Annotated in this window: 18 protein-coding genes; all 18 read left to right on the forward strand. The window is 37.0% G+C overall.

The annotated features are described in order from the left end of the window. Positions 1 to 57 precede the first annotated feature (57 nt). Positions 58 to 522 (forward strand): hypothetical protein, encoded by a 465-nt coding sequence (locus EPJ90_RS03545; RefSeq protein WP_200542623.1) that lies wholly within the window; start codon positions 58 to 60, stop codon positions 520 to 522. Then, positions 503 to 1,876, forward strand: coding sequence for a phage terminase large subunit (terL, locus tag EPJ90_RS03550; RefSeq protein WP_200542627.1), 1,374 nt, complete (start codon positions 503 to 505; stop codon positions 1,874 to 1,876). Before EPJ90_RS03545 ends, terL begins: the two co-directional genes overlap by 20 nt. Then, entirely contained in the window at positions 1,876 to 3,204 is a 1,329-nt protein-coding gene (locus tag EPJ90_RS03555) for a phage portal protein (protein WP_200542631.1), read from the forward strand. The genes terL and EPJ90_RS03555 overlap by 1 nt, the downstream gene beginning before the upstream one ends. Then, positions 3,182 to 4,765 carry a minor capsid protein gene (locus tag EPJ90_RS03560; RefSeq protein WP_200542638.1) on the forward strand — a complete coding sequence of 528 codons (1,584 nt, stop codon included), beginning with the start codon at positions 3,182 to 3,184 and terminating at the stop codon, positions 4,763 to 4,765. The genes EPJ90_RS03555 and EPJ90_RS03560 overlap by 23 nt, the downstream gene beginning before the upstream one ends. Continuing rightward, a complete protein-coding gene (locus EPJ90_RS03565) occupies positions 4,740 to 4,964 on the forward strand; it encodes a hypothetical protein (protein WP_200542640.1) in 225 nt (74 codons plus the stop codon). The genes EPJ90_RS03560 and EPJ90_RS03565 overlap by 26 nt, the downstream gene beginning before the upstream one ends. Positions 4,965 to 5,130: 166 nt before the next feature. Then, on the forward strand, positions 5,131 to 5,742 hold the full coding sequence (locus EPJ90_RS03570) for a capsid assembly scaffolding protein Gp46 family protein (protein WP_200542642.1): 612 nt from the start codon (positions 5,131 to 5,133) through the stop codon (positions 5,740 to 5,742). Between the two features lie 4 nt (positions 5,743 to 5,746). Continuing rightward, positions 5,747 to 6,853 (forward strand): Rho termination factor N-terminal domain-containing protein, encoded by a 1,107-nt coding sequence (locus tag EPJ90_RS03575; RefSeq protein ID WP_200542644.1) that lies wholly within the window; start codon positions 5,747 to 5,749, stop codon positions 6,851 to 6,853. A gap of 16 nt (positions 6,854 to 6,869) precedes the next feature. Further along, positions 6,870 to 7,238 carry a hypothetical protein gene (locus tag EPJ90_RS03580; protein ID WP_200542646.1) on the forward strand — a complete coding sequence of 123 codons (369 nt, stop codon included), beginning with the start codon at positions 6,870 to 6,872 and terminating at the stop codon, positions 7,236 to 7,238. After that, complete coding sequence (locus EPJ90_RS03585) at positions 7,231 to 7,548, forward strand: hypothetical protein (protein WP_200542647.1); 318 nt, start codon at positions 7,231 to 7,233, stop codon at positions 7,546 to 7,548. The genes EPJ90_RS03580 and EPJ90_RS03585 overlap by 8 nt, the downstream gene beginning before the upstream one ends. Continuing rightward, the gene (locus EPJ90_RS03590) at positions 7,539 to 8,063 is read left to right on the forward strand and encodes an HK97-gp10 family putative phage morphogenesis protein (RefSeq protein WP_200542649.1); all 525 of its coding nucleotides are present in this window, start codon (positions 7,539 to 7,541) and stop codon (positions 8,061 to 8,063) included. Before EPJ90_RS03585 ends, EPJ90_RS03590 begins: the two co-directional genes overlap by 10 nt. Next, positions 8,060 to 8,374, forward strand: coding sequence for a hypothetical protein (locus tag EPJ90_RS03595; RefSeq protein WP_013852804.1), 315 nt, complete (start codon positions 8,060 to 8,062; stop codon positions 8,372 to 8,374). Before EPJ90_RS03590 ends, EPJ90_RS03595 begins: the two co-directional genes overlap by 4 nt. Positions 8,375 to 8,433: 59 nt before the next feature. Then, complete coding sequence (locus EPJ90_RS03600; protein WP_123245229.1) at positions 8,434 to 8,862, forward strand: phage tail tube protein; 429 nt, start codon at positions 8,434 to 8,436, stop codon at positions 8,860 to 8,862. Between the two features lie 15 nt (positions 8,863 to 8,877). Then, a complete protein-coding gene (locus EPJ90_RS03605) occupies positions 8,878 to 9,237 on the forward strand; it encodes a hypothetical protein (protein WP_013852806.1) in 360 nt (119 codons plus the stop codon). Positions 9,238 to 9,320: 83 nt separating this feature from the next. Then, the gene (locus EPJ90_RS03610) at positions 9,321 to 9,572 is read left to right on the forward strand and encodes a hypothetical protein (RefSeq protein WP_200542656.1); all 252 of its coding nucleotides are present in this window, start codon (positions 9,321 to 9,323) and stop codon (positions 9,570 to 9,572) included. Next, positions 9,569 to 12,166, forward strand: a complete 2,598-nt coding sequence (locus EPJ90_RS03615; RefSeq protein WP_200542658.1) for a tape measure protein — start codon at positions 9,569 to 9,571, stop codon at positions 12,164 to 12,166. Before EPJ90_RS03610 ends, EPJ90_RS03615 begins: the two co-directional genes overlap by 4 nt. Before the next feature lie 10 nt (positions 12,167 to 12,176). Then, on the forward strand, positions 12,177 to 12,545 hold the full coding sequence (locus EPJ90_RS03620) for a hypothetical protein (RefSeq protein ID WP_200542659.1): 369 nt from the start codon (positions 12,177 to 12,179) through the stop codon (positions 12,543 to 12,545). After that, a complete protein-coding gene (locus EPJ90_RS03625; protein ID WP_200542660.1) occupies positions 12,545 to 14,152 on the forward strand; it encodes a hypothetical protein in 1,608 nt (535 codons plus the stop codon). The genes EPJ90_RS03620 and EPJ90_RS03625 overlap by 1 nt, the downstream gene beginning before the upstream one ends. Continuing rightward, positions 14,152 to 16,194: a gp53-like domain-containing protein gene (locus tag EPJ90_RS03630; protein ID WP_200542661.1), complete on the forward strand. Its 2,043-nt coding sequence runs from the start codon at positions 14,152 to 14,154 to the stop codon at positions 16,192 to 16,194. The genes EPJ90_RS03625 and EPJ90_RS03630 overlap by 1 nt, the downstream gene beginning before the upstream one ends. Positions 16,195 to 16,197 lie beyond the last annotated feature (3 nt).

Consider the following 16,197-nt stretch of genomic DNA (forward strand, 5'->3'; position numbering starts at 1 on the left):
GAGGACAAATTGTCTTCTTTTTTATCTATTTTTTAAACTTAATGGGAGGTGATATCTATGTCAAATAAGAGAGGTAAATACGTAAAATGGCTTGAACCTAAAAATCTACTGCTTCTTGAAAGTTGGGCTCGTAAGATTTCAAACGAACAAATCGCAGCGAACATAGGTATCGCTCCGAAAACGTTGTATGCCTGGATGAACAAGTATCCTGAGATACGTGAAGCAATAGAACGTGGCAAGGAAGTCTTGGTATCTGAAATCGAGAATGCACTTGTTAAACGAGCGCTAGGGTTTACTGAAGAAGTGAAACGGGCCAAGGTAACAAAAGATGGCGATGTGGTTCGGTATACGGAAGAGGTATATTATCCGCCAGACCCAACGTCACTCATTTTCGCATTAAAGAATTTTGATCCTGAACATTGGCGTGATAAACACTCATATGAGCATAGTGGTGAGATTAACAATCCGTTTGCGAATTTAACGACTGAGGAGTTGAGAAAGATTGCAAACAAAGATTGCTGATGGCGCAAGACAAGAACTTGCAAGAAGACACTATGCAGATTATGTATCATATACGCATCGCGGGAATTATCAGCATGCCAAACATACACGTCTTATCTGTGAACGGTTAGAGAAACTTATTTATCAAACGAATCAAAGAATTGTTATTGCAATGCCACCACGACACAGTAAGTCGATGACAATCACTGAAACGTTTCCAAGTTTTTATTTATGTAAGCATCCAGAGAAACGTGTCATCTTAGCTGCATACGCTTCTACCCTTGCAGATGGTTTTAGTAGACGTAATAGACAAAAAATCGAAGAGTTCGGAAGGACTCTTTTTAATTTGGGATTAAGTAAAGAAAAAGCAACAGAAAATGAATGGGAAATGGACAATAAGATAGGTGGTTTAATTAGTGCAGGGATGCTTGGTGGTGTAACTGGTAAAGGAGCTGACCTGCTAATTATTGATGACCCGATTAAAAACATGGCAGAAGCTTTATCTGAAACATATCGTAATAAAGTATGGAATGAGTGGGAGGCAACATTTTCAACGCGTCTTCATCCTGGAGCAAATGTAATCCTGATCATGACGATGTGGCATCAAGATGACCTAGCCAATCGTTTTATTAGAAAAGATTGGGAGACAATTATCATTCCTTGCGAGGCCGAGGTGGATGATATTTTAGGACGTGGGGTTGGTGAGCCATTATGGCCAGAACGTGGTTACGATAAAGCTTGGATTGAAGCAAAGAAATTAGAAGTTGGTTCTCGTGTTTGGAGTGCTTTGTATCAACAAAAACCGGTACCAAGTGATGGTGAAATATTTAAAGAAAGTTGGTTCCGCTTTTATCGGAGAAATGAAGAGATTGAAGTGTCCAATAAGATACAGTCATGGGATTTGGCATTTGAAGGCAAGAAAACATCAGACTACGTTGTTGGCCAAGTTTGGGGCGAGAAAGGTATCAACGCATATTTGGAGTACCAATGGCGTGATAGAGCATCTTTTACGGAAACAGTTAAAGCAATCCGTACGGTAACGAATCGTTTTCCTGAAGCAAAGACGAAGCTTGTAGAGAAAAAAGCAAATGGGGCTGCTGTCATTGACTCATTAAAAGACGACATAACTGGTATTGTTGATATCAATCCAAAGGAATCAAAGATAGCCAGAGCGAATGCAATCACGCCTTTTATGGAAGCAGGGAATGTTTGGTTCCCGCATCCTGATGAACAACCATGGGTCAATGACCTAATTGCAGAACTGCTAGCGTTCCCGAATGGCGCAAATGATGACCAAGTCGATGCACTTACACAGGCTTTACATAGAATTTATTTAAATAAGAAGAAAGTAAAAACAAGGAGAGGATTATTCTAATGGAATTAACACGTGAACGAATTGAATACATTAAGAAACGAAAAAAAGAAGAAGCGTCACAGTTAAATCTTAAACTTGATTACTATAAGGGAAGACATCGTATTTTAGATAGACTTAAAGATCCTGATTTATCCAATTACCGAATTGTTGTTAATCATTGTAAGCGAATTGTCGATATTAATGCAGGTGCACTATTCAATCAACCCGTACAGTATCAAGCAGATGAAGATGTTGACATTTCACCTATTTTAGAGGAATACAATAAGCAAACTATCGAACGTCTTGATTTGGCCAATGGAAAGAAAGTAGGAATCTACGGGAAGTCTTATGAATATATCTATGCAAAAGAAGTTGATGGAGAAATAAGTATTATTTCAACGCTATTAGATCCAAATTATTCATTTATTAAGTATGATAACAGCATAGAGAGAAATAAGCTTTATGGTGTATTTTGGAGTGAAGATGATGAGGCAAAGACTGAAGAATGGACGATTGTTGATGATTCAGAAATTAACATTTATCTCGTGGATAAGAAAGGCAGAATTATCCTTGATATAGAGCGTTCCACACCGCATTTATTTGGTCGTATTCCGATGATTGAGTATTTTAATAACGACGAAAAACAAGGTGACTTTGAGCAAGCGATTAGTCTTAATGATGCACTCAATGTATTGCAGTCTGATCGTATCAATGATAAGGAACAACTTGTTGCTGCTATTTTGGCCATTTATGGGGCAAACGTTGATGACGAAGATATGGATTCAATTAAAACAAATCGCGTTATCATGTTTCCAGAAGGCTCAAAGGCAGAATATCTTATTAAAGCCATGGATGAGGATTCAATTGAGGTTTTAAAGAAATCAATAGTAGATGATATTTATACCGTTACGATGACTCCGAACTTGTCTGATGAAAAGTTTGCTGGTAATGCATCAGGTGTTGCGCTTGAATTAAAGCTTATTCCATTTATCCAAAATATCGATAACAAAAAGACATTTATGTCAATAGGGCTAGATGAACGATTTGAGATTTATGCAAATGTTTTGAAGGCTTTAAAACGCATGGATGCTGATGTAGATGCATCAAACATGGATGTAATCTTTAAACATAACCTACCTCAAAACAAGCTTGAAATTGCTCAAATTATTGGTTTATTGTGGGGCAAGGTTGATAGAGCAACGCTCATTAGTTGGCTTCCTGATATCAAAGATGCTCAAGAAATACTTGATGCTATGGATGCAGATGAAGAAGAGGCTCGTAAAAAATATGCAATTCCTAACTTTGGCGATTTAGGTGTAGGTCAAGATGAAGACGAAGAAGCGCTATAATTATTGGCTTAAAAGACAGGATGAACGACTTGCTTATTCGGAGCGAATTTCAAACGAAACAATTGCTCAAATTATGGATGTCTACAATGATTCTTTACAACGTGTAGAGAAGAGAATTGATAATATTATCAAAAACTATTCGCAATCGATTCAAATGCCTGCTGACCAGTTAAAGGCGTTGTTATCCGAGCATGATAAACAAAAACTGCTTGAAGACTTGCAGCAGGATTTAATTAAAAATGGTGCAAATACGAATGCCAATATGACTTGGCTTCGTAGTAATTATCTTAAACGCTTAACAGACCAAGAGAGTATAAAGCTACAATTGGAAAATGAGCGGAGAATTATTGCGTCACATGAAAAATCACTCAGTACGCTTGGCTATAAGAATACAATTGAACGTACATACTTATCAATGACGCGTGATTTAACTGGACAGACAAAGCATTTAAATGAAAGTGCTAAAAACTCATTGTTAACTCAACGTTGGGTATCGAGTAAAAACTATTCAAAGCGAATTTGGGATAATACAGGGAAACTAAGCAATGATGTGAATAAACTTATTAATTCGTCCTTGATTTCAGGGGCCTCGAGAAATGACATTATTAATGATCTAAAAGAAAGATACGATGTTGCGCGGTATCGTGCTGAAGTTCTAGTAAGAACAGAAATGAATTACTTTGAGAACCAATCAGAGCTAAAATCGTATCAGGATGCAGGCATTGAACATTATATCTACATCGCAACACGTGACAGTCGTACGAGTGCGATATGCTCTGGTTTGGACAATCAACGATTTGCAGTTAATGATGCCCAGGCAGGTCTTAATTATCCGCCCATGCATCCTAATTGCAGAAGTACAACTGTGCCGGACTTAGATTTTATAGATGACTATCGCGTCTATAAAAATCCGATTACTGGATTGCGAGAAAAGACAACAAAATCCTATGAGGACTGGCTAAGCGATATTGAAGAAAAAGCAGAGTCGAAGTATAATATAGATAGAGATAGAATCACATCAAAGTATGATAGAAACACCTTTGCAGAGACTCATCAGATGAGGGATATTGATTTAGTTCAATCTCTTGAACTGGATGAAATATCACTTATTCAGTCTTACTCAAGGGATCTCTATCAAGATTTGAATAGATATCTAAGAGGTGAGTTTGAGTTTGCACCAGATATCTTCAAAATTAACGCGAGAAAACTTAACAATGCACTAAATCGTCATGAGTTAAAAGAAGATGCGTTATTAAGACGCGGAGTAAGTGGTGTGACTATCGAACAGATGGGAATAGAGGGTCTTGGAGAAGTTCAATTAAAAGGATTCACATCAACGACCATTAATCCCAATATTTCAATGCTATTTATGCATAAACAACCTAAGAAAGTTTATATGGAGTTTTTAGCACCCAAAGGAACAAAAGGGTTATACATCTCAAATTTAGCCGAATATGGTAGTGAACAAGAATTTTTATTACCACATAATACACGAATTAATGTTGAATCAATAAAGGAAAAGGAGGGTTACACACATGTCAAAGCACGGATCATTGTCTGATAAAGACAAGAAGATAAAAGTTTTTACAGAAGCTAAAAAGAATCGCGAGCTTTCTGAAAAGTTTTTAAGTGAAACGGGTCGCAACACTAATGCGTTTATGATAGCGCGTTGGAATAGTGAAAGTGACCCAACATCTACAGAGTTCGATGACTTGAAAAAAGAATTTGAACAATGGAAGAATAACTATAATATCAACTAAGACGGTAACCCCGTCTTTTTTAATGAAAGGATGTGTAGGAAAGCAGTAGAAAAATAATTTAGACGCTCATGATGCGTCTTTTTATTTGTCCTGAGTATGACGCTATAAAGTGCTTAATTTGAAGAAAGAACTTTAAGGTAGAAAACTTAAAGGGCAGGAGGTAAAAATGAAAGATTTAATTAAATTCCCACTAAACATTCAATTGTTTGGTGATGAGGCACCTAATGATACACAAGAAGGTAATGAGAACTTAAGTGGAGCAGAAAAGCCGAAAGTATTCACGCAAGCAGATATTGACCGTGCTGTTACTGCAGCAGTTAAAACACGTGATGAAAAACATAGCAAGGCATTAAAAGATGCGGTTGAAGCAGCAATTGCCGAGCAGAAACGTCTTGCAGCATTAACAGAAGAAGAACGTAAAGAAGAAGCCCGTAAGCTTGCGGATCAAGCTGTAGCACAAAAACAAAAAGATTTAGATGAAAAGATTTTGCGTTTTGATGTTGGTGAGGTACTTGTAAAGCGTGGACTTAATCCAGATTTACTTAGTTTTGTTTTAGGGAAAGATTTAGACGATTCAGTCGCTAAAATTGATGCTTTGACAGAAATCATCAATAAGCAGGTAGAGGAACAAATAAAACTAGTTGTAACGAAACCTGGAGTTCCTACACGCCCTAAAACTAAGACACTAACTAAGAAAGAAATCATGGATATTAAAGATAGTGAAGAGCGATTACGACAAATTGCACTTCACCCAGAATTATTTAATTATGGAGGATAGAAAAATGAAACAAAAGATGAAGTTTCCATTGGACATTCAATTGTTCGCAGAAGATAACTTAGTGAAAACCCCTAATATGGGTGTTGCACAGGATATTGACTTTGTGGAGCGCTTTAGTGCTTCTTTAATCAAACTTTCAGAAGCCTTAGGTGTTACACGTCCACTTCCTTTGAAACAAGGAAATAAGATTCAAACATATAAATTTATTTTGACAAAGCCAACAGGTGATGCTGCAAAAGGTATTGTTGGAGAAGGTGAAGATATTCCACTAACTCACGTTAAACGTGAAAAAGACAAAGAGTATACTGTTGATTTCCGTAAATACCGTAAAGCAGTAACGATGGAAGAAGTACAACGTGTGGGTTATGACGCTGCCGTTAATAAATCAGATAATCAAGTTCTTGGTTTAATGCAAAAGAACATCCGTACTGATTTCTTCGATTTCTTAGCAACTGCACCAACAAAACTAAAAGCAGATTCTCTACAAGGTGCGTTTGGTAAGGCATGGGGTAAAATTAATGCATTATTTGAGGATTATGGTGAGTTCCAAATTGTTCAATTTATTAATCCGGAAGATGCAGGAGAATACCTTGGTGAAGCTGCAATTGCTAATGGTGAATCCGTTGGTTTTGGATTAACACTTTTAAAAGATTTCACAGGAGCTGGAATTGTAATGACAAATGCGTCTGTACCTCGTGGAAAGGTTTATGCAACTGCGGTTGATAATATCAATCTAATGTATATTGATGTGAATGGTGAGGCTAAAAAAGTCTTTGAAGGTAAACCAGTGGTTACAGATGAATTAGGATTAATTGGTCTTGTAAAAGAGGCAAATACAGTTAATGCTACTACAAGTTCAACGCTATTCAACGGAATTAAATTGTTTGCCGAAATTACCAATGGTGTTATTGAAGTAACTATTGAGAAACCTGAGAAAAAAGCAGTTGAAGGGGATGCTCTTGCAGCAAAGAAATCACTTGAAGAAATGACAGTTCCTGAGCTTAAACAACTAGCAGAACTTTTAGGAGTTGACTACGGGCAAAAAACTAAGAAAGAAGAACTTGTAGCACTCTTAAAAACTGTAAAAGCAAATCCATCAGGATCTGTTTAATTTAAGAGGTTAGATAATGATGGAAATGGTCCAAGAAATAAAGAAATACCTTCAAGTCTTGGAACCAAATATCACGATTACTGACGTTCAAATTGACATGATTTTAAATCGAATAAAGGTATATCTCAATAGATCAGATATACCTTTTATTTTGTCATCGACGATCGCTGAAATGATTATTGAGCAAGCAAAAATGAATCGTAAAAACGACGACGATACAATTTCTTCAATTTCAGATAATGGGCAATCCATATCATTCAGTAATAAAGTTTTTCAGTCGATGATGTCACAAAAAGATGTAGATTTATTTGCATCACACACTGCTATCTTAAATCGCTTTCGAAAGGTAGGTGTCATAGGTGTACATCCCTTCAAAAATGAATAGTTTGATGCGCAAGTATTTCTACGATAAGTCAGTTGAGTTTTATAAATACGAAAAAATTGGTTCAAGTGAAGGTGGTAGATCTAAAAAAGGCGAAAAGGTAGCTTTAGGAAGTATTCAATGTAATATACAGCCAACATCTCATAAACTGATAAAAGAGACGTATGGTATTGATATCGATGCGAAATATGTCGTTACATGTGGAGTCAGTGAACATGTTGAAAAAGGATGGCGACTTTATTTCAAAGGAGAGGAAATGGAAGTTGTAGAAGTATTTCACTATGATTCCCATTTGATGATTTTATGTCAGTGATTAAAAATCTTGATAAATTAACCAAAAAGCTATCACGTACGCATCAACTTGTTCTTCAAGAAAGTAAAAAAGAAATTACTCGAAAGACTTTGGCTATCCAAAAGGATGCAAAGCTCAATGCTCCATCAGCAGCAGGTGATTTAGTAAATTCAATCAAAAAAGAAGTAAGAGTCGAGGGTGACGAAATCGTCGGTCGGGTTTATACCAAAAATGACCATGCACTTTTTGTAGAGTTTGGCACGGGTCCAAAAGGTAAAGGATCAGCAAGTATTGTGCCTAAAGGCGTTGTACTTCAATATCGAGAAACGCCATGGTTTGTTAATATTAAGGATTTTCCTGACTACAAGCGGTACAACCTAATAACTTACACGGTTGGCGAAGAAACGTTTGTCTTAATTCGAGGTCAGAAAGCGCAACAGTTTATGTCACCGGCAGCCAAACGATACAGTGGTACAGTAGGAAAATCAGTAGGCACGGCAATATCTAAGCAAATTAGAAAGGAACTAATAAAATGAGAAAAGAATTCTATGAATGTCTATGTACAGTTTGTCAAAATGTATTTCAAGACTATCCAGATGAAAACACTTCATTTCCTTGCTTAATTTTTGATTTGGATTATACTGCTGCTTATTCCCTCAATAACATTGCGTATTTTAAGCAATATGCTCGTGTAGAAATTTTCACAGAAACTTCTGAAGAACGAAGTGCACTCGAGCTCCAGTTAATTGAAAAATTATTTGAATATGATTGGATAAATGTTAGCAATCGGAGTATTCCTGATGCTGAATATTACCGACAAAATCTTACTTTTGAAAGGAAAGTGTAATCGTGTGGAGAAGAACTAGAATAATTAACGAAATAGAAGAAAGTAGAGAGGTGGTAAATATGGAAAAAGAAACCAAACGTACAATTGGTACAAAATTACTCTTAAAGAAATCAGGTAGTGAACAAGCAGACTTGGCTATCGGTGATTTAACGAATATTGGAGAAATTGGATTAGAGTCTGAAGAGATTGATGTAACAACACATGATAGCGAAGGAGACTTCAAGGAATATATTGCAGGATCTAAAGATGGAGGCGAAGTTTCTGTTGAAGGATATCTATTCAATCAAGAAACCTTTGAAAAATTATTGGCTCTTGCGAACTCTCGAGAAGTTCGTGATTGGGAAGTTAAATACCCAAGTGGTGCAGTTTGGTCTTTTAAAGCATTCGTAAAATCTTTAAAAGATGGCGCAAAAGGTCTCGATGATGTATCAAGTTTTACTGCAAACTTACGTGTGTCTGGTGCACCAACATTTAAAAAATCTGTTTAATAGAAAGAGGTAAGTATGACTAAAATTTTATTCAAATTCAATGCTTCAACAGTTGATTCAATTGAAAAACGTACTGGAGAATCAATCGGTAATGCATTGACTAATACAACGATCAGTAATATTGCAACATTCGTAGAACTTGCATCAGTTTCAGAGGAAGGAAAGGTTGGGATGTCTCGTTCATTGGCACTCAAGAGCATTGACGCTTATCTTGAAGAAGAAAATGATATGGACGATTTAGTTCTCGATATTACAGAACAGCTGGTTGCTGACGGTTTTTTATCGCGGGGTCTCTCAGTAGAGAAGATGAGAGCGTTGAAGGAATCGAAAGTTCAAGAGTTTGCGAAAGCAGTAGACAGAGAATTGAACAAATAATCTCTTATCGTTTCGGCGACCATTGGCGTGAGAATGAATCAAGTGCGATTGAGATAGGCTTAGACTTAAATTATTATTGGAGTTTGAACCCAAAACAGTTTCAAAAGCATGTTGATATTTTCAATAAGAAAGAATCAGAACGAATGATGTATGACGATAGACTTAATCATTTATTAGGTCAATACATTGTTCTTGCAATTCATGATCCAGGAAGTTATCCAAAGGATTCATTTTTATCTCAAGCAAACACGAATTCAGATAGAATGAGTGATTTTGAGATGGAAAAAATGGCACGTCGAAACACAATTATGTTAGGAGGTGACATTGTACAATGACCATTGAAGAATTACAGATTTTAATTACTGCAAATACAAATGAATTACGTAAAGAGATTTCTCGTACGAATAACACTTTACAAGGTTTAGAACGCAAATCCGCGAAAACGTCGCGAGGTGTCGTGAGTGGTTTTCGATTCATGAAAACTGCTATCTTAGCACTTGGAATTGGTAAACTTATTCAAAGTATCACTAATGGACTCGATGGTGCCATAGCGCGTGTTGATACAATGAATAACTTCCCACGAACGATGAGTAATCTTGGTATCAGTGCAAGTGATTCAAAAATGGCAATTGACCGATTAAGTAACAAGCTTAAAGGTTTGCCAACAACACTTAATGATGCAGCACTTTCTGTTCAACGATTTACGAGTGCGAACGGAAACATTAAAGCATCAACTGAAATGTTTTTAGCAATGAATAATGCTATTCTAGCGGGTGGAGCGCCTATTGAGCTACAAAAAACCGCCTTAGAGCAATTATCGCAAGCCTATACAAAAGGGAAACCTGATATGCAAGAATGGCGTGCAGCGATGTCTGCAATGCCCGCTCAATTAAAACAAGTTGCGATGGCCATGGGATATGCTAGTGCTGATCAACTTGGAGAAAGTCTTCGTAACGGTAGTGTTTCGATGAATGAGTTTATGCTTGCAATGATTCAATTAAACAAACAAGGAATTAATGGTTTTCAAAGCTTTGAAGCACAAGCTCGAAATTCTACTGGGGGAATTGCAACCTCTATTGCAAATTTGAAAACTGCAATTACTCGTGGAATTGCAGATGTTATCAATACAATTGGCCAGGCAAATATTGCTGGCTTTTTTAATGCAATTACAAATGCAATCAATGCAACGATTCCATATATCTTAGCATTTATTAAAGTAGTACAAATGGCGGTTGCGTGGGTTGCTAAACTGTTTGGAAAGACAATTAAACAATCAAAGACACTTGGAAGCAATGTACAAAGTGCAACAAGCTCTATGGGTGGTTTAAGTAACCAAGCAGGAAATGCTACAGGCGGTATCAATAAAGCTACTAAGGCTGCCAAGAAACTTAATAAAGAAATGAGTTCACTTGCGGATTTTGATGGTGATCTTCACGTAATGAAACAAGACGTTGGAGATTCGGGTGATTCAGGCGGTTATGGTGGTGGCGCAAGTGTGCCAAATATTGGTGGAGGAGCGGTTGACTTGTCAGGACTTGAATTCGATTGGGATGAGCAAGCGGATAGTATTGATAAAGTAAATGAGAAAGTGGAACAACTTCTTGGGTTTGTAAAAGGAATTGGTGCTTTTGTAGAGAAGCATAAAGTTCCAATTGTTTCTACGCTTGCTGCAGTAAGTGCAGGACTGGGTACACTAGGATTAATTGCACTATATGGTAAATTTCAAAAAGTTGCCGAAGTAGCTTCTAAAGTCGTTGGACTATTTAAACTTTGGACAGGAGAAATGGGTTTGGTCAAAGGGACATTGGACTTGCTGGTAACAGCAATAGGACCGGCAACGCTTATTATTGCGGGGATTGTTGCGGTTGTTGCTGCAGTCGCTGGGGCTTTAACTCAACTTTGGATGACGAATGAAGAGTTTAGAAACAAAGTTACAGCGGCGTGGGAAGGGCTTAAAGAAACATTATCCTTATTCTACGACACAGTAATTGGACCTGTTTTTACGTCGTTTAAAGAGGCTCTAATGATGATTTGGACGGATGGTGTTCAACCATTATGGGATGGTTGGGTTGAGTTTGTTCGTTCTATCTCAAGCGCACTCTTAGACTTTTGGAATGATGTTCTGAAAGATTACGTAGATTGGTTTATAAAAACCTTTGGACCGGTTCTTTCTAACGTTTTAGACATAGTTATGAAAACATTCTCGTTTTCGATGGCTACAATTGGTCGTCTTGTTGGAACAGTCTTTAAAAACATTGGAGCAAGTGTAGAAGGCATTGTTGGAGTGTTCATAGGATTAATTACCTTTATTCGTGGTGTTTTTACTGGTGATTGGAAAATGGCATGGAATGGCGTTGTTAAAATCTTTGATTCTATAACAACGGCTATCGGTAAGATTTGGGGTAATACTTGGGATTTTATCCTCAAGGTCTTTAACACGGGTGGTAAGGTTTTTGACGGAATTAAAGCAGGTATTGTCAATGCGTTCTCTGCGATCGTCAATGCACTGATTGGTGGAATTAACAAAATAATTGCACTACCATTCAACTCGATAAATGGCATCCTCAATGGTATCAAGAATATATTGATATTGGGTGCTAAACCATTTAGTGGTTTTTGGGATTACAATCCATTGCCAGTACCACAAATTCCAAAACTTCCAGCATATGAAAAAGGTACAAACTATGTACCGGAGACTGGGTATGCGTTACTCCATAAAGGTGAGTCTGTTGTACCTGCAAAACAAGGAGCTCCCTATCGTGAGAATGTACAAGAACGCCTTGAAATCATTCAAATCCTTATGGAAATGAATATTCACTTACGTCGTATCTATGAAAAAGATACAGATATCTATATGGATTCAGTCAAACTGAATCAACAGCTTAAAAAAGCAGAGCTAAAGCAATTAAAAGCATTAGGAGTCGGATAGGAGGTGTATCATGGCTAGTAAAAATGATTTGAGGATTGTTATAGAAGGATACACTTTTCCTTCTCCATTGAGAGATACGTTCTCTGTTAAAAAAATTAAATACAATGCGTTTGCTGAACGAACTGCAAAGACGATGCGCATTGATCAATTAGGAGATGTATGGAGCGTAGAGTTCACGCTCCCATCACTTCCAGAAACTGAATACAAGAAGATTGCAGATGCACTTTCACCCTTTGTTGTAGAAATGGAATTTTATAATGTGTTCGAGGGAAAGCGCATGAAGACTACGTTTTATCATTCAGACTTAGAAGTTGTGAGAATAAGTCAAGATTTACACAGACCACTAAACATTAAGTTTACGGGAACTGAGGTGATTTGATGTGGCAAACATCTGAGGCCTATAAAAAACTTGCAAATGCGCAAACACGTACACCGATTCCAATTGTACAAATCAATGGTATTGAAATTGACATCATTAGTTTAGAATTCAAGGAACCAAGAGAAACTTTTATTGGTGGTTTCGCTGCAAAATACATTGTCCTACAAATTGATAGGGATGCATATGCAGGTGAATTGATAGGTGCGGAAATTGAACCATTCATTCAATTTAAAGGAGACGAGACTAAAGTCCCAATTGGTAAGTTTTATGCAGATAAAGAAGACGTTGAATTTGATGAGGTAAAGAAAAAATATGCGATAACAGCTTATGATAAAGCTATTTGTTTCGACAAGCGGTATGAACACCTAGAATGGCCAATGACAGGAGAAGTATTTTTAACTGCAGTATGTAAAGCTGTCGGTGTAAATTTGAATATTGAATGTACATCGAAAATATTGTATTATCTTAAGCCGATTCAGGGTATCAATGTAAACGAAAAAGAAATTATTTCTTATCGACAACTCATCAATGAATTTGCGCGCTTCAATTTTTGCTCAGCACATATTAATCGACGTGGTGAATTAGAGTTTAGAAGTGTCTTTATTAATAATTCAATTAGTGAAGTAATAACAGGCTTTGACTATAATGACTTAAAAATAGACAAGGCCGTTAAACCTTTCAACTCATTAGTATATGAACAAAAAGATATTAATGATCCAATTTTTAAAAAAGATGAAGTAAGTATTACAACGCATGGATTAGCAGAATTGAAAATTACAGATAATGTATTTATTGATTTCATGGATAAAGCAACGCAACAAAATTATGTTGATGAAATGTTCTCCAAAATATCAGGATTTATTTATCATAAGTTTGAAAGTAATTTAATCATGAGACCTGATTATGATTCATGTGATGTTCTTGGGTACGAAGACTTAGATGGTTACTTATATCGAGTTGTTTTAACTGATATTTCATGGTCATGGATTGGTGGTGGAATGAAAGGAACGTTGAAGTGTCCACAATTGCCTGAAACTGTGACGAAGTATGAATTGTCAGGGGAGCGCCAAGACTTGTTGAATATGAGTATCGATGTAGATAGAGTGAATAAAAAAATTACTTCACTTGCTCGAGAAACAGGGAAGATACAAGATCAGAATGATTATTTATCTGACCTCGTTGAAGACAATCAAACTAAAATCACACAGACTGCTGAAAGGATAGAGAGTGAAATTAGTTCGCGCATTGAAATGGGTGACAAAATTTTAGAAGAAACTCGAAGTGTATTTCAACAGCTTGAAAATCAGTACAACTTTGAAATAGTAAAAGTCATCGATGGCTTAGATGAGATGAAGTCTTGGTTTCGTATCGATGAAAATGGCGCCATCATTGGAAAAAGTGGAAACCATGTTTCCGTTCATATTGGCCATAATGTCATTGAGTTTATTGAAAATGGTGTAGCGGTTGCGGTTATGGATAATCAAAAATTACGGATTACCAGTGTTATTGCCTTAATGGATATTATTGTTGGAAATCATATTATTATGAAATACCCTCAATCAAAAACCATTACGATTATTAAACCGGTAGAAGGAGAGATGCAGTAATGGCATGGGTGAGAAAAGAAAATCGAGAAATACCAAATTCAGGTGGTGTTTATCTTGAGGTTTGGTATGAAGTCGGGAATCAAAGTATTGAATCGAACTTCACACCGATGCGTTGGGAAATTGGCTTGCGTTCAACCGGTTCGCGATGGAATGCGGACGCAAACTCAAGTCTTAACCAAACGATTTATGGTGAGTCGTATTCAAGTTCCTTTGCCTATGATTTTAGAAATACAGATTACATTGTATTAGATTCTTGGAGTTGGCGTAATGTTGGTCACAATGACAATGGAACCAAGACGGTCTATTATGATATTTCGGTTTCATTAGTCAATCCATTAGGGAATGGATCAGTAAGAGCTCAAGGTAGTGTTGTTTTAAAAACAGTTCCACGAAAATCGAGTTTATCATCCTATCCGAGTGTATACTCCATTGGAGATGTCCTGTCGCTTCGTATTGAAGCAAAACACAGTTCATTTAGACATAACGTTTATGTAATGTATGAAAACAGTGATAGCAGTACCGATTATTGGTTGCAGCAAAAAAATATTGGCGCAGGACTTGTGACGTTTAATGTTACAGAAAGTCAAAAAAATAGTTTACTCAATCGAATGCCAACTGTGTCAAGTCGCAAGATGTATCTATGGCTTACGACCCTTAACGCAAGTGGCAATCGTATTGGCTATAACGTCTATACGATAACCGTCAATATTAAAGAAGCGGATAATAAAATTACGGTATCAGGATTTCAACTCAGTGAAGCAAACGCCCTAGTGAAAAATGGATTCCTGCAACACAATTCGCAAATCCGTTATGCTTATAAACCGAATGCACCAATAGGAACGAGCGTTAAATCAACTTCGATTCAAATCGAAGGGAAAAACTATTCAAATACCAGTGGTGTTACCGGTGTTCTGTTGAAATCAGGATTAAAGCAGAAAGCAATCATAACGGTTGAAACCAAGCGAAACCGTAAGGCAAGCTTTGAGTATCTGTATGATGTAAAACCTTATACTTATCCAAGTGTTCAGAATTTATCGCAAACCCGTACTGATTCGGTTGGGAATCCTGCAACACTGGGGACCTACATTCATATTAAAGGTGCATTGAAGTTTACTCAACTTGGTTACAATAAACTGCGTGTGCGTATCCTTAAAAACAGTGTTTCACAAGCTGAAAACACATATACCCAAAATGGATCACTTGACCGATTGTTGAGTGGTTTTTTAGTGCACGAACAATATGCTTTAACCGTTGAACTATTTGATGGCTTAAAAACAGTAACCTATCCGCTGTTTATTCCAACATCAAATGTCACGATGAGTTGGAATGAAACAAGTGTTGGAATTGGGATGGTTGTGAATGAATCCGACAAAGACTTGTTGCGTGTTAAGGGAAATATTTATCAAAAAGAAAAAATTCAAGTTCTCGATACAGAAACAGGTCGAAGACGATATCCAATCGGTGTCGGTGTGATAAATTTCAACGACTACTATAACGATGGAGACTATCTCATCAGTTCGAATGCAAATGCATCCAAGTCATACAACGCACCGTGTCCTTATGCAGGAATTTTTAGAGTTCGCACATTAAGAGCAGGGCAGTATCCAAATAAAAATGCACCCTGGATGTATGTGATGCAAAGCTATCTTGATTTAAATGGTGTTGAATACCAACGCTCTATGATGACGGATGGTAATGGTGTTTGGAACTACGGTAGATGGCGTACGGTATTATCAGTTGAGGAAGAAAAACTTAACGGAGAAAGTGGTTATGTTAAACATCAAAGCGGTCGTTTAGAAGTATGGGGCCGGGTAAGAATCGATATCCAAGCAAAAAATCGAGGATCAGCAGTTGTACGTTTTCCAATCTCATTTACCGATACAAAGTATACGGTAATCACTTCAGTAAATACGACTGCACCGGATGTTCAAGAACACGTTTCATTTGAACCCGATAGTTCGTCACAAATGACCTTGTATACATATCGCACGACATCAAACTGGATTTGGGCCCATTACCACGTAATTGGCCGTTGGAAATAGGAG

This window comes from Erysipelothrix sp. strain 2 (EsS2-7-Brazil), from assembly GCF_016617655.1.
Taxonomy (GTDB): domain Bacteria; phylum Bacillota_I; class Bacilli_A; order Erysipelotrichales; family Erysipelotrichaceae; genus Erysipelothrix; species Erysipelothrix piscisicarius.